Below are 21,645 nucleotides of genomic sequence, written 5' to 3' on the forward strand. Positions count from 1 at the left end.
GAGGCGACCCTACCGGCGCCACTACGGCTGTAGTACAGTCCCACTCACTACAGGTGTAGTGAGTGGGGTCAGGAGGAGTCATGGCACAGTCGGCCCGCGCTGTCGTCGTCGGCGGCGGAATCGGAGGACTGGCCTCGGCGGCGGCCCTGCACGCCCGGGGCTGGGACGTGACCGTGCTGGAGCGGGCCCCCTCCCTGGAACCCGTCGGCGCCGCCCTCTCCCTCGCCCCGAACGCCCTGCGCGCCCTGGACGTCCTCGGCATCGGCGAGGAGATCCGCGACCTCGCCGCCTGGCAGGGGGACGGCGGCCTGCGCACCCCGGGTGGGCGCTGGCTGTCCCGCGCCGGCGCCGAGGCGGCCACCGCCCGCTTCGGCGGCCCGCTGGTCCTGCTGCCCCGGGCCACCCTGGTCGACCGCCTCGCCGCCCTGCTCCCGCCCGCTGCCGTCCGCACCGCGGCCACGGCGGTCCTCACCGACCCCGGCGACGGCCGGCGGCCCGCCCGGGTGAGCGTCGGCGGGCAGGACCTGGAGGCCGAGCTGGTGGTCGGCGCGGACGGCGTCAACTCCCGGGTGCGCCGCGCCCTGTTCCCGGCGCACCCCGGTCCGGTGTACGCCGGGTTCACGACCTGGCGGGTACTGATCCCGCTGCCCGGCGTCGAGTTCGCCTCGCACGAGACCTGGGGCCGGGGCCGCATCTGGGGCACCCATCCGGTCAAGGGCGGCCGGGTCTACGCCTACGCGGCGGCCGTGACACCCGCCGGCGGGCGGGCGCCGGACGACGAGAAGGCCGAACTCCTGCGCCGGTTCGGCGACTGGCACGACCCCATCCCGGCCGTCCTCGCCGCCGCCCGCCCCGAGGACGTCCTCCGGCACGACGTCCACCACATCGCCACGCCCCTGCCCGCCTGTCACTCGGGCCGGGTCGCTCTCCTCGGCGACGCCGCCCACGCCATGCCGCCGACCCTCGGCCAGGGCGGCAACCAGGCCGTCGAGGACGCCGTCGTCCTCGCCCACCACGCCCATGACCTCGCCGCCTACACCGCCGCCCGCCTTCCGCGCACCACCGCCGTCGCCCGCCGGGCCGTGAAGGCCGCCCGCCTGAACATGACCGGCAACCCGGCCGCCATCGCCGTACGCAACACCGCGATCGCCGCCCTGTCGAAGGCCGGACCCGCTCTCTTCCTGCGCGGCTTCGACGGCATCGCCGACTGGCGACCCCCGTATGCTGCCGGGGACGCGCACACGGGCGAGCGGAAGAGGGAGAGCACGTGAAGGTCGGCTGCATCGGACTCGGGGACATCGCGCAGAAGGCGTATCTGCCGGTGCTGGGCATGCAGCCGGGGGTCGAGCTGCACCTGCAGACCCGTACGCCCGCCACCCTCGACCGGGTCGCGGACACCCTGCACCTGCCGGCCGGGCAGCGGCACACCACGCTCGACTCCCTGCTCGGCGCCGGCCTCGACGCGGCCTTCGTGCACGCGCCGACCCCCGCCCACCCCGAGATCGTCACCCGGTTGCTCGAAGCGGGCGTACCGACCTACGTGGACAAGCCGCTCGCCTACGAACTCGCCGAATCCGAGCGGCTGGTGCGCCTCGCCGAGCAGCGCGGGGTCTCCCTGTTCGTCGGCTTCAACCGCCGGTACGCGCCCGGCTACGCCCAGTGCCTGGAGCACCCGCGCGAACTGATCCTCCTGCAGAAGAACCGGATCGGGCTGCCCGAGGAGCCCCGCTCGATGATCCTGGACGACTTCATCCACGTCGTCGACACCCTGCGCTTCCTCGCGCCCGGCCCGGTGGACGACGTCACCGTGCGCGCCCGCGTCGAGGGCGGGCTGCTGCACCACGTGGTGCTCCAGCTCGGCGGGGACGGGTTCACCGCGCTCGGGGTGATGAACCGGCTCAGCGGCTCCGCGGAGGAGATCCTGGAGGTCTCCGGACAGGACACCAAGCGCCAGGTGCTCAACCTCGCCGAGGTCATCGACCACAAGGGCCAGCCCACGGTACGCCGCCGCGGCGACTGGGTGCCCGTGGCCCGGCAGCGCGGGATCGAGCAGGCGATCCTCGCCTTCCTCGACGCCGTGCGCGCCGGCAAGCTGCTCAGCGCCCGGGACGCGCTGGCGACCCATGAGCTGTGCGAGCGGGTGGTACGAGCGGTTCGGGACCGCTTCGCCGCAGCCTGAGCGCCCGCGCGCCCTCCATGGCGCACAGCGCGGCCAGCACCAGCAGTGCGCCGTGCACCGGCCAGTCGCCGTAGCGGACGTACGGCGTGACGCCGTGCGCGAGCGGTACGTCGTACACGTGCGCGGCGCTCGCGTCCGTGCCGAGCCACGGCCCGAGCCGCTGCCCGCCCGGCCCGTACACGGCCGAGACTCCGGTGAGCGTCGCGTGCACCATCGGGCGGCCGGTCTCGGCGGCCCGCAGCGCGGCCAGCGAGGCATGCTGCTCCGGTGCCCAGCTGTGCTGGAAGGTGGAGGTCGCGGACTGGCCGAGCAGGACATCGGCGCCGTCCTCCGCCAGGTGCCGGCTCATGTCGGGGAACGCGGTCTCGAAGCAGATCAGCGGGCCGATCCGCAGCCCGTGCCCGACGTTCATCACGACCTGCTCGGTGCCGCGCCTGCGGTCCTCGCCTGCCGCCTTGCCGACCGAGGTGGCCCAGCCGAGGAGTGAGCGGGCGGGTATGTACTCGCCGAAGGGCACGAGCCGCATCTTGTCGTACCGGTCGACGGTCGGACCGTCCGGGCCGACCAGCACCGAACTCTTGTAGATGCCGGGCTCGCCCGAGCGGCGGGCGTCCACGTTCACCAGCACGTCGGCGCCGGTCTCACGGGACAGTGCGACGATCCGCCGGGCCAGGTCGGGGCGGTCGTCCAGATCGAAGCCGACGCTGGACTCGCCCCACACGACCAGGTCGACACCCCGCCCCGCGAGCCGCCGGGTCAGCTGTTCCTCCCGGGCGAACCGCTTGTCGCCGCTGTCCTGCCCGTCCACGACTCCCGGTTGGACGACGGCGATCCGCACCTGCCCGTCGGTCTCGGGGCGTGGCGCCCACGCCCACGCCGCCGAGGCCGCGGCGGCCGTGGCGACCAGCGAGGCCACGGCGGGCACCCGGGACCCGCGCACCGACATCAGCGCGGCCGCCGCCACGTTCACGGCCACGATCAGGAAGCTGAGCAGCCACACCCCGCCGACCGAGGCCAGCCGCAGCGCGGGCGGCACCTGCCACTGGCTGGCGCCCAGCATGCCCCAGGGCCCGCCGAGCCCCTGCCAGGACCGCACCAGCTCCACGATCAGCCAGGCCGACGGCAGCACCAGCAGTGCGGCGGCGCACCGGCCGGGGCCGGGCCGCCCGCCGAGGAAGCGGCGCACCAGCAGGCCCCAGGGCGCCCACAGCGTGCCGAGCAGGGCGGCGATCAGGAAGATGAACACGTGCAGACTCGGCAGCAGCCAGTGGTGCACGGCCACCAGGTAGCCGAAGCCGCCGCACCAGCCGTCGTACGCCGCCCGCCGCCCGGTCGGTGCCGCGCGGGCCAGCAGGATCCAGGGGACCAGGGCGACGTACGCGAACCACCACAGCGAGGGCGCGGGGAAGGCGAGTACCGGCAGGGCACCCGCGAGTGCGGCGGCGCAGGAGCGGCGCCAGGGGGAGGTCAGCCAGCGGTTGATCGTCCTCATACGGACCCTCCGTACCCAGGGCTGGCTCCAGTGTGCGCGATCGGAGGGATCTCCTCCAGGGTGGGGAAGCGAGGCGCGGCAGAACCCGGACCGTGTGGTCGTCGAGCGTGTGGGCGGCGGGGCGCCCGGTCGCGCCCTCGCGGCGGAGCCGCATGCCGATCCGGTCCCGTGCCCCTAGGAAGCCGGTGCACTCTCGGCCCGCAGGCGGCGCCACTTCTCCTCGACCACCACCTCGCTCAGCCGCCATCCCTGCGATGTGCGCAGCAGCGCGAAGGCGTAGCGGCCGCCGCACACCAGGTCGGGGGCCGTGGGCCCGCCGTCGGCGGCGACCCGCATCGGGTTCAGGTAGTCGGCGCGCACCGAGGCGGTGTCGCCGGTGTCGTGCTCCAGGACGTCGAACCGCAGCCGGCGGTTGACGATCAGGTGCTGCCGCATGGCGAACAGGGTCAGGCTCTCGGCGAGCCATCCGGCGACCTGCCCCGCGCCGCCCTCGATGCCGCCGGCCGATCGGTAGTCGGCCCGCCCGTCCGCCGTGAAGAGGCCTCGGTACGCCGTCCAGTCGCCGTCGTCCACCGCCACCGCGTACGCGGTGATCAGCTCGTCGACGGCCAGCCGGTCCATCACGGTCGCCAGCTCCGCGCGCTGCGTCATTCGGCACAGTGTCGGGCATGGCGGGCGCGGAGCCAAGAGGCGCGCGGGGACATTCGGTAGTACCGGGACGTCCGGTGGCGCGGGAGGCGGCCGGGACCCGGCCCCGCGGCGGCCTTCACGCCACCACGGCGGACGGCTGAACGCTGGACCGCCCTTGAGAAAGCATACGATCGACTGTACGCTTTTTTGCATGGAGCAACCCTTCCTCACCGAGGCGACCGACCCGTTCTGTCTGGCGCACTCGGACGCCGTGGCATTGCTGACGGGGGCCCCGTGGGCCAGGTATGCCGTCATCGGCGACAGCCTTTCGGCGGGAACCGGCGATCCCACCCCGGGCTACCAGGACCAGGGCTGGTCAGGCCGGGTCGCCGCTGTCCTGCGGTCCGTCCGGCCGGAGCTGGAGTACCTCAACCTCGCCGAGGCCGGGGCGACAACCGCCCAGACCCTGGAGAACCAGGCGGCCCGCATGGCCGGGTTCTCCCCGGACCTGCTCCACCTGCCCTGTGGGGCCAACGACATCGTGCGGCGCAGGCCGGACTTCGCCGAGACGGAACGAACGCTTCGGCAGATGTACGACGTGGCGAAGCGGACCGGCGCCCTGCTGACCACGTTCACGCTCGGCAGGGCGTATGTCGTCCCCGTGTTCCCCGACTGGCCGGAACGCATCGCCGCGGTCAACGAGATCGTGCGCGGGCTGGCTTCCGAATACGACGCCCTCGTGGTCGACATGTGGGATCACCCGGTCAACGACCGAGGCAACCTGCTCAGCGAGGACCGTATCCACTTCTCGACCTCGGGTCAGGCCGTCATGGCGGCCGAGGTGGTCAAGAAGCTGGCTGCTTCCCTAGGCCGTCCCGGTTCCACGCAGGGGCGGACCCCGACGAACAACGAGGTCTCTTACCGTGGCGAGTAGTCAGCGATCAGCCAGTCGGCCGTCAGCGGACGCGAAAGCCGACGCCATTCCCTGGACGACGATCTCGGTCGTCCTGACCGCCCTGTTCATGGCCGTCCTCGACTCGTTCATCGTCGTGGTCGCCGACCCCTCGATCGTGGCGGACCTGCATGCCTCCGACAGCGACGTCCAGTGGGTCCTGGCGGGTTATCAGCTCAGTTACGCGGTCTTCATCATCACCGCCACCCGCCTCGCCGACCTGTACGGCCGCAAGCGGATCTTCCTCCTCGGGGTGGCGCTGTTCACCCTGTCCTCCGTCGCCTGCGCGCTCTCACCGAACGCGGGCAGCCTGATCGCCGCACGCGTCATCCAGGGCCTGGGAGCCGCCCTGATGGTCCCCCAGGTGTTCGCTTACGTCACGGTGCTGGTGCCGGCGGCGAGGCGGCACAGCGTGTACGGCGTGCTCGGCATCGTCATGGGCATGGCCACCATCGGCGGACAGGTCATCGGCGGGCTGCTGATCGGTGCCGACCTCTTCGGTTCCGGCTGGCGCCTGGTGTTCTGGGTGAACGTACCGATCGGGATCGCCATGTTCCTGCTCGCCGTGCGCAATGTGCCGGAGACAGGCTCAGCCGCCACCCGCAAACTGGACATGCCCGGCGTCCTGGTGCTCAGCGCGGCCCTCTTCCTCCTGGTGCTCCCGCTGATTCAGGGTCAGCAGGCAGGCTGGCCCGGGTGGGTCTGGGCCTGCTTCGCGGGCAGCGCGGTCGCGTTCGGCTTGTTCGTCGTGATCGAGCGGGGCCTGGAACGGCGGGGCGGGGAGCCGCTGGTACCGCTGACGCTGTTCAGACAGCGCTCGTTCGCGCTCGGGATCGTTCTCGTCCTCGCCCTGTACGCGCTGATCTACTCCTACTACCTGGCCTTGTCGGTGACGTTGCAGCAAGGCCTCGGCATGTCGGCGCTCGGCGCGGGCCTGGCCTATACGCCGGCGGCCATCGCGTTCTTCCTGTTCAGCATGGTGGCGAGCCGCGTCATCCCGAAATACGGACGACGCGTTCTGGAGGTGGGGGCGATCGTACTGGCGAGCGGCTATCTGGCGACCGGCCTGTTGCTGGTGTCCGGCCCGCGTATCACTCCGCTGCTCGTGATTCCCACCCTCGTTCTGCAGAGCGTGGGCGGCGGACTGGTCATCACGCCGGCGCTCAACACGGTGCTGAGCCGCGTCAGGCCGGAGTCCGCAGGTGTCGCGTCAGGGGTCCTGTCCACGGCCCAGCAGTGCGGCGGAGCGCTGGGAGTCGCCGTGATCGGAGCGGTCTTCTTCAGCTCGTTCCATCCCGCGGCGGTCGGCAGGGTCGCCGCCGCCGGCCACGCCTTCGCGGTCGCGTCCTTCGGAACGTTCGTCATCGCTGTCGTAGCGGGCATGGTCGTCTTCCTCCTGCCGAAACGGCCGGCGCCCCAGAGCTGAGCCCGGGGCCTGGCCGCAGCGACGTCCGGGCAGGCCCGCTGCCCGGACGTCCGCGTTGTGCCACGCCCTCACGCAGCAGCCGGCGTCGCGGGCCAGGAGGTGCACGCAGCCGCGCCCGCGGAACCGGCGCAGCATCGACGCGGGCTATCGAGGGGCGGTCAACAGCCCCTCGACGATGCGGCGGACCTTGCTCACCGCGCTGTCGTCCCCGAGCCGCAGCGCCGTGTTGGCGGCGCACAGCAGCGCGTCGATCTGGAAGACGGCGAGTTCGACGTCCAGGTCCGCGATCTCACCACTGTCCAGGGCGTGCCGCAGTTCGCCGGCGATGACGTCGAGCCACTCCCGCTGGTCGCGGAAGAGCGCGTCATGGACGGGCCCGGTCCTGCCGTCGAACGCCGCGAGGTTCGCGGCCCGGAAGCATCCGCCCGCGAACAGCGGGGTCGAGGCGTAGTCGACCCACGCGTCGAGCAGCGCGCGCAGACGTGCGACGCCGCGCGGCGCGGACCTGGCCGGACGCACGACGTTGTCGACGAACATCTCGCGAGCGAAGTCGATGACCGCCAGCTGCAGCGCTTCCTTCGACTTGAAAAGTGTCTGGATGCCCGCCTTGCTGAGCCCGGTGTCCGTGGCCAGACGGCCGAAACTGAGCCCTTCGAGACCGTCGAGCGAGGCGATGTCGACCGCCCGCTCCAGGACGACCTTCCGGGTCCGGGCACCGCGCAGGAGGCGTTTGTCGGTGACATCTGCCATGGCACTACCCATACGGTCGATCGTACCCCAGGCCGGGGAGCCCGGTCGGTGAGCGAGCCTCACCGGCTGACGCGTTCTTCCCGAAACTCGGCGGACGAGTCGGCTAGCGCGCCACGCGGTGGCGAAGGTAGACGACTCTCGCGCTGAAGGTGCGGGTCTCGACGAGTTCGAGATCCACCCGGCGCTCGTGCCGGGGGAAGAACGGGATGCCACCGCCCACCAGCACCGGGTGGACCATGGCCCGGTACTCGTCGATCAGGCCCGCTGCGGCCGCCTCGGCGGCGAGGGTCGCGCCGCCGATCGCGATGTCGCCTTCCCCCGGCTCGGCCCGCAACCGCTCGATCTCCTCCGCCAGACCGCCGACAGCCAGGCGGGCGTTGCCCTGCACCGACGACAGCGTGGTGGAGAACACCACCTTGGGGAGCGGCTTCCAGAGTGCGGCCCACTCAAGCATCGAGTCGTCGAGCGACGGATCCTGGTCGGCGGTCTCCCAGTACAGCATCGTCTCGTACAGCCGTCGTCCCATCAGGTGGACGCCGACCTCTCGGATCTCGTCGATCCAGAAGCGAAAGACGTCCTCGTCCGGCGCCGTCCAGTCGAAGTCGCCGTCCGGCCCGACGATGTAGCCGTCAAGTGAGACGCCCATCGAATAGGTCACGCTTCTCATCAGCAGTCCTCCTCGGTGACGGGTTCGACAGTACGACCGCTGAACACCGCGAAACTCACCGTGACGCGTCTGTGAAGCCGGAGAGGCCGGCGTCCGGGGTGACCCCTGGACCGATGGCGGCCACGAGGACCGCACGGTCGGCCTCAGCCGGCGACGCAAGGGGTGAGCGCGCGTGGCGGCGGCCGGAACCCGGGACGTGAGTCTGCTGAGCGCCTGGGGGCGGGCCGTGTCAGGCCGCCTCGATGACCTCGCCGCGGATCGCCTCGGCCCACTCGACCACCAACAGCTCGTACTCCGCGCGTTCTTGGGCCGACAGGATGCCGCCCGCACGCAGCCACAGCGCCCGGATCTGCTCGTTCACCTCGGCGGCAGACCGCACGGAACCAGAGGGTAGGGAATCGGGGGACATACCGACAGCCTAGGGGTAAGCACTGACACTGCGCTACCGCCCGGCTACGGGGAAGGTATGGGGTTGGTCACCGTCGCCGGTCGCGGCGTCCCCAGATCGGTCCAGATCACCCGGCATATGCCGTGCCGGGACGTCGTGCGCAGAGTGGCCCGTCGGCGGTGAAGTGCTGGGGCCGGCAGGGGCGTAGGGCGGCGGCGAAGCCATGGAACGCGCAGGCCGCGGGGACTTGGGGAGCCGTGGCGGGCGGTCGGGGCGCAGCGGCGGGCGGTTCGAGTGCGCCCGGTTCCGGGAGATGTCCGAAACGGTGCCGCCGGGCAGGAGCCGGGACGCCGTCGGTCCCGACCGGGCTCAGTTCGCCCGACTCCGCCCCATCCCGGCCGGGCTCAGCTCGCCGACTCCGCCGCGTGCGGGCTGAGGACGCCCGCCGAGACCAGGGCGATGATGACGACTCCCAGGGCCACGCGGTACCAGACGAACGGCATGAAGCTCTTGTGGGAGATCCACTTCATGAACCACGCGATCACCGCGTATCCCGAGGCGAACGCGATGACCGTCGCGAACAGGGTCGGGCCCCAGGCCACATGCCCCCCGCTCACCGAGTCCTTCACCTCGAAGGCGCCCGACGCCAGCACCGCGGGGATGGCGAGCAGGAAGGAGTAGCGGGCCGCGGCCTCGCGCTTGTACCCCATGAACAGGCCACCGCTGATGGTCGCGCCGGACCGGGAGACGCCGGGGATGAGCGCGCAGGCCTGGCACAGGCCGTAGATCAGGCCGTCCTTGACGCCCAGGTTCTCCAGCGTCTTGCGCTGTTTGGGCGCGCGGTGCCGGCCGCCGCTCTCGTCGCGGGCCGCCAGACGGTCGGCGACGCCGATGACCAGGCCGACCACGATGAGCATGGTGGCGGTGACCCGCAGATCGCGGAACGGCCCCTCGATCTGGTCCTTCAGCGTCACGCCCAGCAGCCCGATCGGGATCGAGCCGACGATCACCAGCCAGCCCGTCTGCGCGTCGTGGTCCCGGCGCATCGCCTTGTCGAAGAGCGACCGGAACCACGCCGAGACGATCCGGCCGATGTCCTTGCGGAAGTAGATCAGTACCGCGGTCTCCGTGCCGATCTGCGTGATCGCGGTGAAGGCCGCTCCGGGGTCCTTCCAGCCCGCGAACGCCGCCGTCAGCCGCAGATGGGCGCTGGAGGAGACGGGCAGGAACTCGGTCAGCCCCTGGACGAGGCCGAGGACGAGGGATTCAAACCAAGACATGGAGGGCGGCGTCCCAGTGCGGAGAGGTAAAGGAATGATCAAGTGGCGAGGTCAGCGTAGCGGGCGCCGGGGGTGGCGGGGCATCGGGGTCACCGTCCTCATGCGGAACGCGGTGCGGTGCGCTGGCGGTGGCGGAGGGCCGGCATCTGGACCAGCCGGCGTCGGGCGACGCGGCCCGTCTCGGCGAGGCCGTGGCGCGGGCCGAGCGGCCCGTCGGGCAAGGGCGGTTCGGCATGTGCGGGCGGCTTGATGTGTACCGCACGCCGCAGTAGGGGTGCGGTGGACCGTTGGGCGTCTGCGGCTTCGTCCTGGCCGCTCGCGCGGTTCCCCGCGCCCCTTGCGGGGAGTTGTTACGCCGCCGTCGGCCCGGTGAGCGTCCAGCCCGGGGCCTGCGGGTGCGCCGTGAGGTCCTGGTGGCGCACCTCGTCGCCGCAGGCCCGGCAGGTGACGACCGGGACCAGCGCGTGGCCACAGGAGTGCTCGACGACCATGGGCAGGCCGGTGCCCCTGCGGAGATGGCGGTCGCCCCACTCCTTCAGCGTCATCAGGACCGGCTCCAGCTCCAGTCCCGCCTGCGTGGCCCGGTACTCGAAGCGCTGCGGGCGCTCGCTGTAGACGCGCTTGGTGAGGATCCCGGCGTCCACGAGCCGGCGCAGCCGGGCGGCCAGGATGTCGCGCGGGGCGCCGATGTTGCGCACGAGCTGGTCGAAGCGGCCGTTGCCCAGGCACACCTCGCGCAGGACGAGCAGGGAGTACTTCTCGCCGACCAGCGCGAGGGCGTCGGCGATGGAGCAGGGGCGCGGGTCTTTCGTGGCGGCCATGACGGCCAGTCTAGGGGAGGGTTTGATTTTCCAACCCTTCCGGCTAAGGTGAGTTTGGATTTCCTACTCACTGGTAGCTGTCGTGGCCCGCCACGGACAGCCAGGCGGCCAAGGAGGCCCCGCCATGCGCGACGCAGTGATCGTCGAAGCCGTACGCACCCCCATCGGCAAGGGCAAGCCGAACGGCTCCCTCGCCGACGTCCATCCCGTGCAGCTGCTCGCCCACACCCTGCGCACCCTGGTCGAGCGCTCCGGCGTGGACCCTGTGCTGATCGACGACGTGATCGGCGGCACCGTCGACCAGGTCGGCGAGCAGGCCATGAACACCACCCGGTACGCCGTCCTCGCGGCGGGCTTCCCCGAGACGGTCCCGGCGACCACGGTGGACCGCCAGTGCGGTTCCTCCCAGCAGGCCGTGCACTTCGCCGCGCAGGGCGTGATCTCGGGCGCGTACGACCTCGTGGTGGCCTGTGGTGTGGAGTCCATGAGCCGGGTGCCGATGTGGTCCAACGTCCCCGACGGAAAGGACCCGTTCGGGCCCGGTGTCGCCGAGCGCTACCCCGAGGGCCTCGTCCCGCAGGGCGTCAGCGCGGAGCTGATCGCCGCCAAGTGGTCACTGACCCGGGCGCGGATGGACGAGTTCGCCGTCTCCTCGCACCGGAAGGCCGCCGCCGCGTGGCAGGGCGGCCTGTTCGACGCCGAGGTCGCGCCGCTGGAGGGCGTCACCCGCGACGAGTGCGTACGGCCCGGCAGCACCCCAGAGATCCTGGCGGGTCTCAAGCCCGCCTACTACGACCCCGGTTTCGCCGAGCGTTTCCCGCAGATCGAGTGGAACGTCACGGCGGGCAACGCCAGCCCGGTCAACGACGGCGCGTCCGCCGTCCTGATCACCTCCGGCGAGACCGCGGCCCGGCTCGGCCTGCGCCCGCTCGCCCGCCTGCACAGCTTCGCCGTCACCGGCTCCGACCCGCTGCTGATGCTCACGGGCGTCATCCCCGCGACCGAGAAGGTCCTGCAACGGGCCGGACTGCGGCTGGAGGACATCGACCTCTTCGAGGTCAACGAGGCTTTCTCCAGCGTGGTCCTGGCCTGGCAGCAGGAGACCGGTGCCGACCTGGCCAAGGTCAACGTGCACGGCGGGGCCATCGCGCTCGGCCACCCGCTCGGCGCGAGCGGCACGCGGCTGACCACCACCCTGGTCCACGCCATGCGGGAGCGCGGCGCCCGCTACGGTCTGCAGACCATGTGCGAGGCGGGCGGACTGGCCAACGCGATGGTGCTCGAAGCGGTGTGACCGTGGGCGCCGCGGGGCGATGAGTGCCGCCCCGCGCCGTCATGACCGGTCGTTCCCCCGGGCCCTCGGCCCTGTCGCCGGGGACGGCGGAGCGGCGGAGCCTGCAGGCGCCTGTCGGCTGCGCAGGTGGTGTCGTTTGCGCCAGGCGATCACTGCGCCGGCGAGCGCCGGTGCGGCGATGGAGGCCATCGCGATCAGGAAGGCGGGGGACGTCGGCGCCGAGGCGCGGGCGCCGGCCACCGCGTAGGCGGCGGTGTTCGGGATCGACCCGAGCGCCGTGGCCAGCAGGAACGGCCACCAGCGCATCCGGGAGACGGCGGCGCAGTAGTTCGCCGCCCAGAACGGCACGCCCGGGAAGAGCCGGGCCGCCAGCATGGACCGGAATCCGTGCCGGCTCAGCTGTCCGTCGGCCGCCCTCAGCCAGCGGCCCCGCAGCAGCGGGCGCAGGGCGTCCTGCCCGAGCACCCGGCCCAGCCCGAACGCCACGCCCGCCCCGAGCACCGTGCCCGCCAGCGCCGTCGTCAGCCCCAGCTGTGAGCCGAACAACGCGCCCGCCGCCAGGTTGAGCAGGGGCCGGGGTACGAACGCCACGGTGCACAGCCCGTACGCCAGGGTGAACACCACGGCCGCCGCGAGCCCGCCGAGCTGCGGCGGCCAACCGTGGGTCAGCAGCCGCTGCGGCTCGAAGACCAGCACGGCGGCACCGGCCCCCGCGAGGAGGGCGAACAGCAGCGACAGCCGGGCGTGCGGGGATCCCAGCGCGCGCCTGCAGCGAGCGACGGCTCCTGGGCGGGGGAGGGGTGGGGTGAGGACGGCCGCGGGGACGGCGAGCCCGGTGGCGGCGGCCCGGGGTGAGGCCGTGGCGGTGCCAGAGCGGTTGGCATCGAGCATCCGGCGACCCTAACCGACACGATGTGTGATCGCCGTCAAGGAAGTCCCGTCTTCGCCACGAAGCGGTCCGGGCGCTCCTGGCGCCCGGACCCGTGACCCGTGGTTCACGCGGCGAGCGCGTGACCGGGGTGGAGCACCACCTTGGTGTAGCCCTCGATCCGCTTGTCGAACTTCTCGTACGCCTGCGGCGCCTGGTCCAGCGGCAGCTCGTGGGAGACCACGAAGCTGGGCTTGGCCCGCCCGGCGATGATCAGGTCGCGCAGCTGGCGGTTGTACCGCTTGACGTTGCACTGACCCGTGCCCATCTGCTGGCCCTTCTCGAACATCTTGCCGATGGAGACCAGCAGCTGGCCGTGCTTGGCGTGCTCGTCGGGACCGCCCGGGTCCGAGGGCACGTACAGCCCCGGTACGCCGAGCATGCCCGTCGGCCGTACCGTCATGACCAGCTCGTTGAGGACGATGGCCGGTTCCTCGTGGCTGGCGTCGTGCGCCTGGGCCTGGTAGCCGACGGCGTCGACGCCCTTGTCGGTTCCCTCGCCGCCGGTCTGTTCCTTGATCTGATCGGCCGGGTCGCCCTTGGTGAAGTCGATGGGGATGGCTCCGATCTCCTCCGCCTTGGCGAGCCGCTCGGGCACCCGGTCGACGGAGAAGACCTTCGCCGCACCGCGCACCAGTGCCGAGTAGGCGGCCATCAGCCCCACCGGTCCGGCACCGTAGACGGCCACGCTCTCGCCGGGGGAGACCTGGGCGAGTTCGCAACCGTGGTAGCCGGTCGGGAAGATGTCGGCGAGCAGCACGAAATCGGTCTCGAACTCCTCGCCCGGCGGCAGCTTCAGGCAGTTGAAGTCGGCGAACGGCACCCGCAGCAGCTCGGCCTGGCCGCCCTTGTACGGGCCCATCGCCACATAGCCGTACGCCCCGCCGGCGAATCCCGGGTTCACCGTCAGGCAGAAGCCGGTCTTCCCGGCGAGACAGTTCTTGCAGAAGCCGCAGGCGACGTTGAAGGGCATCACGACGCGGTCACCCTCGGACAGGGAGGTCACGCCGCTGCCGACCTCCTCGATGATGCCGAGGTTCTCGTGTCCGAAGACGATGCCCGACTGGGCCGCCGTACGGCCCTCGTACATGTGCAGGTCCGAGCCGCATATGGCGGACGACGTGACCCGTACGAGCACATCGTTGGGATGCTGGATCTGAGGGTCCTGGACGTCCTTCACCGCCACGCTGAAGGGCTCTTCGTAGACGACCGCTTTCACCTCTGTCACCTCCGCGTCGAGCGCTGGACGGCGGCGACGAGGAGGGGGCCGCTGCCGAGGAGGACGCACGCGCGGGACACACCCGGAAGGCGCGGGCCCTCGGACTGCGCCGTGGCCCCATGTGCCCGCTTCACCGCCGGTACTTCCAGGTAACGCCCGCTCGGCGGGGGGTGCAACCCCCGTCACCCCTGCCACCGGAGGCGCCACGCCACGCTGTGCGACGCTGGATGCGAACGCGTATTCGACAGTAGGGTTCCTCCCATGACCCTCACCGGTGCGGCCCCGCCGCGGGTCCCGCGCAGCGCACTCGCCGACACCGTGCTGGAGCGGCTGACGGCCGTGTTCACGGGCGCCGCCGACCCCGGGCGGGCCGCCGCGATGCGGGCGTACATGAAGGACGTGGCGCCCTTCCTCGGCATTCCCACCCCGGCGCGCCGCACTCTCTCCCGTGGCGTCCTCGCCGGCACGCCCCGGCCCGCCGAGGCCGACTGCACCGCGCTCGCGCTGCGCTGCTGGGCCCTGCCTGAGCGTGAGTACCACTACTTCGCCGTGGACTACCTGCGCCGGCACGCGGCGCGGTGCACCTCCGGCTTCCTTCCGGTGGCCCGCCATCTCGTCACGACCGTCCCCTGGTGGGACACCGTCGATCTGCTCGCCGCACACGTCGTCGGAAGGCTGGTCGCCGCCGACCCGGCGCTCACCGCCGCCATGGACGCCTGGATCACCGACGACAGCCTGTGGGTGGCCCGCACCGCCCTGCTCCACCAGCTGCCCTACAAGGAACGCACCGACAGCGAACGGCTGTTCACCTACTGCCTGCTGCAGTCCGGACACCCCGACTTCTTCATCCGCAAGGCCATCGGCTGGGCGCTGCGCGAGTACGCCAAGACCGACCCGGAGGCCGTACGGGCCTTCCTGACGCGGGAGCGGGGCCGGTTCGCGCCGCTGACCGTGCGGGAGGCGCTGAAGAACATCGGGGCCTGAACCCGCCCGGGACGGCCCGGCGGGCGGGGCCGCCGGCCGAACCGCGCACCGGGGAAAAACCATTCGACTCCGGACACCCCGTCGACGATGATCGACGGCATGTTCCGGTACGCCTTCCTCCTCGCAGCATCCGCCGTCGCGGATGCGCCGAAGGCTGCCGTCCCGCTCCTCGTGGCCGCTGGCGACGGCGCCCGAAGCTGACCCTCTCCGGAACGTCCGGCGGACCCCGCAGGGGGAGGGTCGGTCGGCCAGTCCCTCGGGGTCCCGCATTCCCGTACGACGAGCAGAGGCTTCGAGGTACAGCCATGTCCAAAACGGCCTACGTGCGCACCAAGCCGCACCTGAACATCGGCACCATGGGTCACGTCGACCACGGCAAGACCACCCTGACCGCCGCCATCACCAAGGTCCTCGCCGCGCGCGGCACCGGCGGCGGCACCCGGTACGTTCCGTTCGACCGCATCGACCGGGCCCCGGAGGAGGCCGCCCGCGGCATCACCATCAACATCGCACACGTCGAGTACGAGACCGACACCCGGCACTACGCCCACGTGGACATGCCCGGTCACGCCGACTACGTCAAGAACATGGTCACCGGCGCGGCGCAGCTCGACGGGGCGATCCTCGTCGTCTCCGCGCTCGACGGGATCATGCCGCAGACCGCCGAACACGTGCTGCTCGCCCGGCAGGTGGGCGTCGACCACATCGTCGTGGCGCTCAACAAGGCAGACGGCACGGACGACGCGGAACTCATCGACCTCGTCGAGCTGGAGGTCCGCGACCTGCTCACCGCCCAGGGCTACGCCGGCGACTCGGTCCCGGTGGTACGGGTCTCGGGCCTCAGGGCGCTGGAGGGCGACCCGCGCTGGACGGCGTCGATCGAGGCGCTGCTCGACGCGGTGGACACGTACGTGCCCATGCCGGAGCGGTATCTGGACGCGCCGTTCCTGCTGCCGGTGGAGAACGTCCTCACCATCACCGGGCGGGGCACGGTCGTCACGGGCGCGGTGGAGCGGGGGACGCTCCGCCTGGGGGACCGGGTGTCCGTGCTCGGCGCCGACGTGGAGAGCGTGGTCACCGGTCTGGAGACCTTCGGCAAACCGATGGAGGAGGCTCAGGCCGGGGACAACGTGGCGGTGCTGCTGCGGGGTGTGCCGCGGGACGCGGTCCGGCGGGGGCATGTCGTGGCGGCGCCGGGGAGCGTGGTGCCGGCCCGGAGGTTCTCGGCGCGGGTGTATCTGCTGTCGGGGCGTGAGGGGGGCCGTACGACGCCGGTCGCGAGCGGGTACCGGCCGCAGTTCTACATCCGTACGGCGGATGTGGTGGGCGATGTCGACCTGGGGGCGGCCGGGTTCGCCCGGCCGGGGGACACGGTGGAGATGACCGTCGAACTGGGACGGGAGATCCCCTTGGAGCCGGGGCTCGGGTTCGCCATCCGTGAGGGCGGACGGACCGTCGGTGCGGGGACCGTGTCCGCGGTGGGGTGAGGCCGGGGCGCGCGCGGGGGACAGCGGGGCCGTCGCGGCCGGTCGCGCCGTTCCCCGCGCCTTCGGAGGGGCGCTGCCACCGGGCACAATGGGGAGGTGAGCGAACCCATACCCCACACCCGCCGCACGGACCACGGCACCGCCAAACTGATGCCCGACGTCGACCGCGAGCGGGCCTGGCTGCTGACGGTCGACGGGGCACCGCAGTCGTACGTGGACCTGGACGAGCCGACGCATCTGGAGTTCGAGTACGCACGCCGGATCGGTTACGTCCTGGACACCGTCGGCGAAGCGGGACGGCCGCTGGATGTGCTGCACCTCGGCGGAGGGGCGCTCACCCTGCCGCGCTATGTCGCGGCCACCCGGCCGGGCTCGCGGCAGGAGGTCGTCGAGGCCGACCGGGGGCTGCTGGAGCTGGTCGCCGAGCATCTGCCGCTGCCGGCGGGCTCGGGCGTCGCGCTGCACGCGGCCGACGCCCGGGCCTGGCTGGAGACGGCCCCGGACGATCATGCCGATGTGCTCGTCGCCGACGTGTACGGCGGGTCCCGGGTGCCGGCGCACCTGACCACGCTCGCCTACGCCCGTGAGGCCGAACGGGTGCTGCGTCCCGGCGGGGTCTATCTGGCCAACCTCGCCGACGCGACGCCGTTCGGGTTCCTGCGCTCCCAACTGGCCACCTTCGCGGCCGTCTTCGAGGAGCTGGCCCTGATCGCCGAGCCCGCCGTGCTGCGCGGGCGGCGGTTCGGGAACGCGGTGCTCGTGGCCGCGCACCGCCCCCTCGACACCGCCGCCGTGGCCCGTCGTGCCGCGGCGGACGCCTTTCCGGCCCGGGTCGAACACGGGGCGGCGGTACGGGAGTTCACCGGCTCCGCGCGGGCGGTCGAGGACGCCGACGCGGTGCCGTCACCCCAGCCGCCCGACGGGGCGTTCGGCATCGGCTGACCGGCGTCACCCGAATCGCGGCTCCCCCAGTCGGCTGCGCTCGGGGCGAATTCGATCGTGAGGGCGTGCATGGTGAGTCCATGAACACTGCACAGGTGAACCCCGCCAAGTACCCCCGACTCCTTTCCCGCATGCCGCGAATATGCGCGGTGAGTGCCGTCAGCGCCGCCCTGGGCATGACCTGGCTGGCGGGCACGGCGAACGCGGCATCGGCCGCGACCCCCGCCCCGCACGCGGCCGCCCAGACCACGGGCGTGACACCGGCCCCGGCCCACGGCCACCGCGCACCCGAAGCCCAGCGTGGTGGCGGCGACTACGGCGATGACGACTGCGAAGGTCTCATCGTGCTCCTCTGCAACTGACGGACGACCCACCGCCATTCGGACCGCGTCCCGCCCCGCCGAGGCACCGACGGGGCGGGACGCCCCGCTTCTTCCCCCGGGTCCGCACCCGTGCGACCCGCATCCCACCGTTCGGAGAGGCGTCATGACAGGTGCGCCAGGCAGGATACGAGGGGTCGCGTCGCGCGCCACCGGCCTCGTGCTGCTGCTCTGCGCGGCGGCGACCCTCGCGCTGACACAGCCGGACTCCACCGCGGCGCACCACGCGACCGTCGGACGAGGCACGGACCCGCCACCCGGGGGGCACACGCCGATGCCCCCGGGAGTCCATGGCGAGGTCGTTCCCGAGTCGGCCATGGCGCCCTCCGCCCCCACCCTGTCGCGGAAGGGCTGGACCGCCACCGCCGACGGCGAGGGGACCCAGGCGAGCCACGAGCAGGCCCAGAACGTGCTCGACGGCGACTCCGGCACCCTGTGGCAGTCCACGTGGTCCGGTGCCGGACCACCGCGGCCGCACACCCTCACCATCGACATGCACCGCACCGACGTCGTCTCGGGCGTGGTCTACCAGCCGCGCCAGGACGGCAGCCCCGACGGCCGGATCGGCGAGTACGCCATCTCCCTGAGCGGCGACGGCAAGGGCTGGGACAAGCCCGTGGCCACGGGCACCCTGGCCGACGACGCGACCACCAAGACGCTGCGATTCGCCACCGCCCGCGCCCGCTATGTGCGGCTGACCGTCAGCTCCGAGGCCGGCGGGCGCGGACCGTGGGCCTCGGCTGCCGAGATCAACCTGCTCGGGGACCCGGGCGGACCGGCGTCCGGTGCCGACCTGCCGCGCGACGGGTGGACCGCCACCGCCGACAGCGAGGAGACCCAGGCGGGGGGCTACCGCGCCCAGAACGCGCTGGACGGCGACCCCCGCACCCTGTGGCACACGCGGTTCTCGGGTGACGCCCCGTCGCTGCCGCACAGCATCACCATCGACATGCACCGCACGGCGGTCGTCTCAGGTCTCACCTACGAGCCGCGTCCGGACGGCCCCAACGGCCGGACGGGCCAGTTCTCGATCACCACCAGTGTGAACGGCACCACCTTCGGGGAGCCCGTGGCGACCGGGTCCTGGAAGGACGACGACACCGCCAAGGGCGCCACGTTCAGCCAGCCCGTCACCGCCCGCTACGTGCGTCTGACCGCCCTCACCGAGGCCGGCGGGCGCGGACCGTGGACCTCGGCGGCGGAAGTGCGCCTGAGCGGCCCCGCCGACCCCTCCGTCAACGGCAGCTGGAGCCCCGTGATCGGTTTCCCGCTGGTGCCGGTGGCCACCGCCGTACTGCCCAACAACAAACTCCTGGCCTGGTCCGCCTACGCCCCCGACCGTTTCGGCGGAAGCAACGGCTACACCCAGACCGCCCTCATGGACCTGACCACCGGCAAGATCACTCAGCGCCGCGTGGACAACACCAAACACGACATGTTCTGTCCGGGCATCGCCCTCCTCGCCGACGGCCGGGTGCTGGTGACCGGGGGCAGCGACGCCTCGCGCGCCAGCATCTACGACCCCGTCGCCGACAAGTGGACCTCCACCGGCGACATGAACATCGCGCGCGGCTACCAGGCGATGACCCTGCTGCCGGGCGGTGACGCGTTCGTCATCGGGGGTTCCTGGCAGCAGGGCAACGCCCCGGACAAGGGGGGCGAGGTCTGGTCGGCCGCCACGGGCACCTGGCGCAGACTGCCCGGCGTGCCGGTCACCCCCATCCTGACCGCCGATCCGGCGGGCCCCTACCGCGCGGACAACCACGCATGGCTGTACGCCACGTCCCAGGGACGCGTCCTGCAGCTCGGCCCCAGCAAGCAGCTCAACTGGATATCCACCGACGGCGACGGCAGCATCACCTCGGCCGGTACCCGTGCCGACAGCCTCGACGCGATGAACGGTGACGCCGTCGCCTACGACGTGGGCAAGCTCCTCACCCTGGGCGGCGCCACGGCGTACGAGAACGTGACGGCCACCAACCGCGCCTACACCGTCGACGTGACCGGCCGCGACGGCAGGCCCGTCAGCGCCCGCACCGGCGACATGTCCTACGCCCGCTCCTTCGCCAACGGTGTCGTGCTGCCCGACGGAAAGGTCGCGGTCTTCGGCGGGCAGTCCTATGCCAAGCCCTTCAGCGACGAGCACTCGGCCCTGACCCCCGAGATCTGGGATCCCGCGACCGGCCGCTTCACGCCCATGGCGTCCATGGCCGTCCCGCGCAACTACCACAGCGTCGCCAACCTGCTGCCCGACGGACGTGTCTTCACCGGAGGCGGTGGCCTGTGCGGCGACTGCCAGACCAACCACGAAGACGGGGCGATCTTCACCCCGCCCTCCCTCCTCAACCCCGACGGGACCGAAAAGCCCCGGCCCCGCTTCGTCGGTACCGTTCCCGCCCAGGTCGCGCCCGGGCAGCAGCTGACCGTGACGACCGACGTGCCCGTCGACACGTTCGCCCTGATCCGGGCCGGAGCCGCGACCCACGCCGTCGACAACGACCAGCGCCGCATACCGCTGACACCCCGCAAGACCGGCGCCACCACGTACGATCTCGCCGTCCCGGCCGACTCCGGCGTGGTACTCCCCGGCACGTACATGCTCTTCGCGCTCGACCAGCACGGCGTCCCCGGCAAGGCCGCGATCGTCACCGTCACCTCCGCCGCCACCCGCTGAGGCCGATCGGGCACGCGTGGGCAGGGACGGTCGTGTGCCGGCCCGCCGTGTCGTGGCGGGGCGGCACACGACGACGGCTCACTCGTGTGTCGGACTTCCGTGCAGCCGGACGGTGCTGAGGATCTTCAGGACGGTCGCCCTGGAGATGGCGTCCTTCACGCCCGTGGCCCCGAAGTAGTCGAACGACACATAGTCGTTGGCCGCGTTCTTGAAGCCGAACGTGAGTGCCTGGCCGTCGGTGACGCACTTGCCCTTGCGCGGGGTGTTGTGCGACTGGGCCCACGCGTAGCTGCCCTGGACGCCCGAAGCGGTCGTGAAGGGGGTCGCCTTCTGGTCCCACGTGAGGCTCTTCTTGTCCGGCATGGTGTAGGCGCCGTAGACCCACCAGGCCGGCGTGTTGATGGCGATCTCGTCCGTGTTCTTGGCGCCGCTGGCGCCCTTCGCGCCCACGGCCGCCAGCTGGGTGTCCTCGGTACGGCCGTCCTTGTCGTCGTCGGACGTGCACCAGGTGGGCTTGTACTCGCCGAGGCCCGACATGGTGATGCCCGTGTTCGCCTCGCCCTTCGGGAAGTTGAAGATGATCGCGGCGCCCGGTTTGTCGACCTGCCAGTCCGCGGGCACGTCGTAGGCGATGCCCCACTTGGCGTTCACCACGGCCCGCCATCCGGGGACGGTCGGCTTTTCGGTCTGGGTGCCCCGGGGGTCGTCGGTCGCGGACGAGGAGGCCGAGGGATCTCCGGCGGACTGGCTCGCGTGCTGCCCGCCCTTGCCGCCGGCGGTGTCGTGTTTGCCGTCCTTGTCGTCCTTCGAGCCGAGGACCAGATAGCCGGTCACGCCGGCGGCGACCACGACCGCCGTGGCCGCGAGGATCGCGATCAGTTTCGTGCGCCCGCCGCCCTGCGGGGGCTGCGGGACAGGTGCGGTGGGCTGCTGCTGCCCCCACTGCGACTGCTGACCGTACTGCCCGGCCTGCGGATACTGCTGGTACCCGGGCTGCTGGTACGGGTTCGGCTGCTGGTAACCCGGCTGTTGGTACGGGTTGTTCTGCGGGTTCGGCGCGCCCCCTGGCGGCTGCTGATCTGGCCACATGGCCAGTAACCCTAGTGCGGCCCGGGACACGGTTCGGTCACCGGCCCTCGTCAGGGTCGTTGC

20 protein-coding genes are annotated in these 21,645 nt (G+C 72.0%); 10 read left to right on the forward strand and 10 right to left on the reverse strand.

Annotation, left to right across the window (positions count from 1 at the left end):
- The first annotated feature begins 80 nt into the window (after window positions 1–80).
- Both IE244_RS38250 and IE244_RS38255 read left to right on the forward strand, forming a co-directional pair.
- Window positions 81–1,271, forward strand: coding sequence for an FAD-dependent monooxygenase (locus IE244_RS38250; RefSeq protein WP_191878179.1), 1,191 nt, complete (start codon window positions 81–83; stop codon window positions 1,269–1,271).
- On the forward strand, window positions 1,268–2,179 hold the full coding sequence (locus IE244_RS38255) for a Gfo/Idh/MocA family protein (RefSeq protein WP_191878180.1): 912 nt from the start codon (window positions 1,268–1,270) through the stop codon (window positions 2,177–2,179). Before IE244_RS38250 ends, IE244_RS38255 begins: the two co-directional genes overlap by 4 nt.
- On the opposite strand, the gene lnt is transcribed toward IE244_RS38255, so the two are convergent.
- Together lnt and IE244_RS38265 are read right to left on the reverse strand one after the other, a co-directional pair.
- Entirely contained in the window at window positions 2,097–3,671 is a 1,575-nt protein-coding gene (gene lnt / locus IE244_RS38260) for an apolipoprotein N-acyltransferase (RefSeq protein WP_191878181.1), read from the reverse strand. The genes IE244_RS38255 and lnt overlap by 83 nt on opposite strands.
- Before the next feature lie 174 nt (window positions 3,672–3,845).
- Complete coding sequence (locus tag IE244_RS38265) at window positions 3,846–4,322, reverse strand: nuclear transport factor 2 family protein (RefSeq protein WP_191878182.1); 477 nt, start codon at window positions 4,320–4,322, stop codon at window positions 3,846–3,848.
- A 190-nt stretch (window positions 4,323–4,512) separates the two neighbouring features.
- Here IE244_RS38265 and IE244_RS38270 point away from each other — a divergent pair, with 190 nt between their 5' ends.
- Window positions 4,513–5,235: an SGNH/GDSL hydrolase family protein gene (locus IE244_RS38270; protein ID WP_191878183.1), complete on the forward strand. Its 723-nt coding sequence runs from the start codon at window positions 4,513–4,515 to the stop codon at window positions 5,233–5,235.
- Complete coding sequence (locus IE244_RS38275) at window positions 5,225–6,679, forward strand: MFS transporter (protein WP_191878184.1); 1,455 nt, start codon at window positions 5,225–5,227, stop codon at window positions 6,677–6,679. Before IE244_RS38270 ends, IE244_RS38275 begins: the two co-directional genes overlap by 11 nt.
- Before the next feature lie 144 nt (window positions 6,680–6,823).
- Here IE244_RS38275 and IE244_RS38280 read toward each other — a convergent pair whose 3' ends face one another.
- From IE244_RS38280 to IE244_RS38300, 5 genes are all read right to left on the reverse strand, one after another.
- Window positions 6,824–7,429, reverse strand: coding sequence for a TetR/AcrR family transcriptional regulator (locus IE244_RS38280; RefSeq protein ID WP_191878185.1), 606 nt, complete (start codon window positions 7,427–7,429; stop codon window positions 6,824–6,826).
- 103 nt (window positions 7,430–7,532) lie between these two features.
- Window positions 7,533–8,096, reverse strand: a complete 564-nt coding sequence (locus IE244_RS38285) for a dihydrofolate reductase family protein (RefSeq protein WP_191878186.1) — start codon at window positions 8,094–8,096, stop codon at window positions 7,533–7,535.
- Window positions 8,097–8,325: 229 nt separating this feature from the next.
- A complete protein-coding gene (locus IE244_RS38290; protein ID WP_191878187.1) occupies window positions 8,326–8,505 on the reverse strand; it encodes a hypothetical protein in 180 nt (59 codons plus the stop codon).
- 383 nt (window positions 8,506–8,888) lie between these two features.
- Window positions 8,889–9,764, reverse strand: coding sequence for an undecaprenyl-diphosphate phosphatase (locus IE244_RS38295; protein WP_191878188.1), 876 nt, complete (start codon window positions 9,762–9,764; stop codon window positions 8,889–8,891).
- 350 nt (window positions 9,765–10,114) lie between these two features.
- Window positions 10,115–10,585, reverse strand: a complete 471-nt coding sequence (locus IE244_RS38300; protein ID WP_191878189.1) for a winged helix-turn-helix transcriptional regulator — start codon at window positions 10,583–10,585, stop codon at window positions 10,115–10,117.
- A gap of 124 nt (window positions 10,586–10,709) precedes the next feature.
- Between IE244_RS38300 and IE244_RS38305 the strand changes: the two genes are divergently transcribed.
- Window positions 10,710–11,879, forward strand: a complete 1,170-nt coding sequence (locus tag IE244_RS38305) for a thiolase family protein (RefSeq protein ID WP_191878190.1) — start codon at window positions 10,710–10,712, stop codon at window positions 11,877–11,879.
- 39 nt (window positions 11,880–11,918) lie between these two features.
- Here IE244_RS38305 and IE244_RS38310 read toward each other — a convergent pair whose 3' ends face one another.
- Entirely contained in the window at window positions 11,919–12,770 is an 852-nt protein-coding gene (locus IE244_RS38310; RefSeq protein ID WP_191878191.1) for a TVP38/TMEM64 family protein, read from the reverse strand.
- 104 nt (window positions 12,771–12,874) lie between these two features.
- Window positions 12,875–14,026 carry a glutathione-independent formaldehyde dehydrogenase gene (locus IE244_RS38315; RefSeq protein WP_191878192.1) on the reverse strand — a complete coding sequence of 384 codons (1,152 nt, stop codon included), beginning with the start codon at window positions 14,024–14,026 and terminating at the stop codon, window positions 12,875–12,877.
- 261 nt (window positions 14,027–14,287) lie between these two features.
- Here IE244_RS38315 and IE244_RS38320 point away from each other — a divergent pair, with 261 nt between their 5' ends.
- The 5 genes from IE244_RS38320 (at window position 14,288) to IE244_RS38340 (ending at window position 20,493) form a co-directional block, all read left to right on the forward strand.
- Window positions 14,288–15,010, forward strand: coding sequence for a DNA alkylation repair protein (locus tag IE244_RS38320; protein WP_191878193.1), 723 nt, complete (start codon window positions 14,288–14,290; stop codon window positions 15,008–15,010).
- 305 nt (window positions 15,011–15,315) lie between these two features.
- Window positions 15,316–16,497, forward strand: a complete 1,182-nt coding sequence (gene tuf / locus IE244_RS38325; protein WP_191878194.1) for an elongation factor Tu — start codon at window positions 15,316–15,318, stop codon at window positions 16,495–16,497.
- A gap of 96 nt (window positions 16,498–16,593) precedes the next feature.
- Complete coding sequence (locus tag IE244_RS38330) at window positions 16,594–17,439, forward strand: spermidine synthase (RefSeq protein WP_191878195.1); 846 nt, start codon at window positions 16,594–16,596, stop codon at window positions 17,437–17,439.
- Window positions 17,440–17,519: 80 nt separating this feature from the next.
- The gene (locus tag IE244_RS38335) at window positions 17,520–17,801 is read left to right on the forward strand and encodes a hypothetical protein (protein ID WP_191878196.1); all 282 of its coding nucleotides are present in this window, start codon (window positions 17,520–17,522) and stop codon (window positions 17,799–17,801) included.
- A 124-nt stretch (window positions 17,802–17,925) separates the two neighbouring features.
- Entirely contained in the window at window positions 17,926–20,493 is a 2,568-nt protein-coding gene (locus IE244_RS38340; protein WP_229854695.1) for a discoidin domain-containing protein, read from the forward strand.
- A gap of 78 nt (window positions 20,494–20,571) precedes the next feature.
- Here the strand turns inward: IE244_RS38340 and IE244_RS38345 are convergent, their stop codons facing one another.
- On the reverse strand, window positions 20,572–21,582 hold the full coding sequence (locus tag IE244_RS38345) for a DUF8017 domain-containing protein (RefSeq protein WP_191878198.1): 1,011 nt from the start codon (window positions 21,580–21,582) through the stop codon (window positions 20,572–20,574).
- Window positions 21,583–21,645: the final 63 nt, after the last annotated feature.

The organism is Streptomyces filipinensis (genome assembly GCF_014649495.1).
GTDB classification, from domain to species: Bacteria; Actinomycetota; Actinomycetes; order Streptomycetales; family Streptomycetaceae; genus Streptomyces; species Streptomyces filipinensis.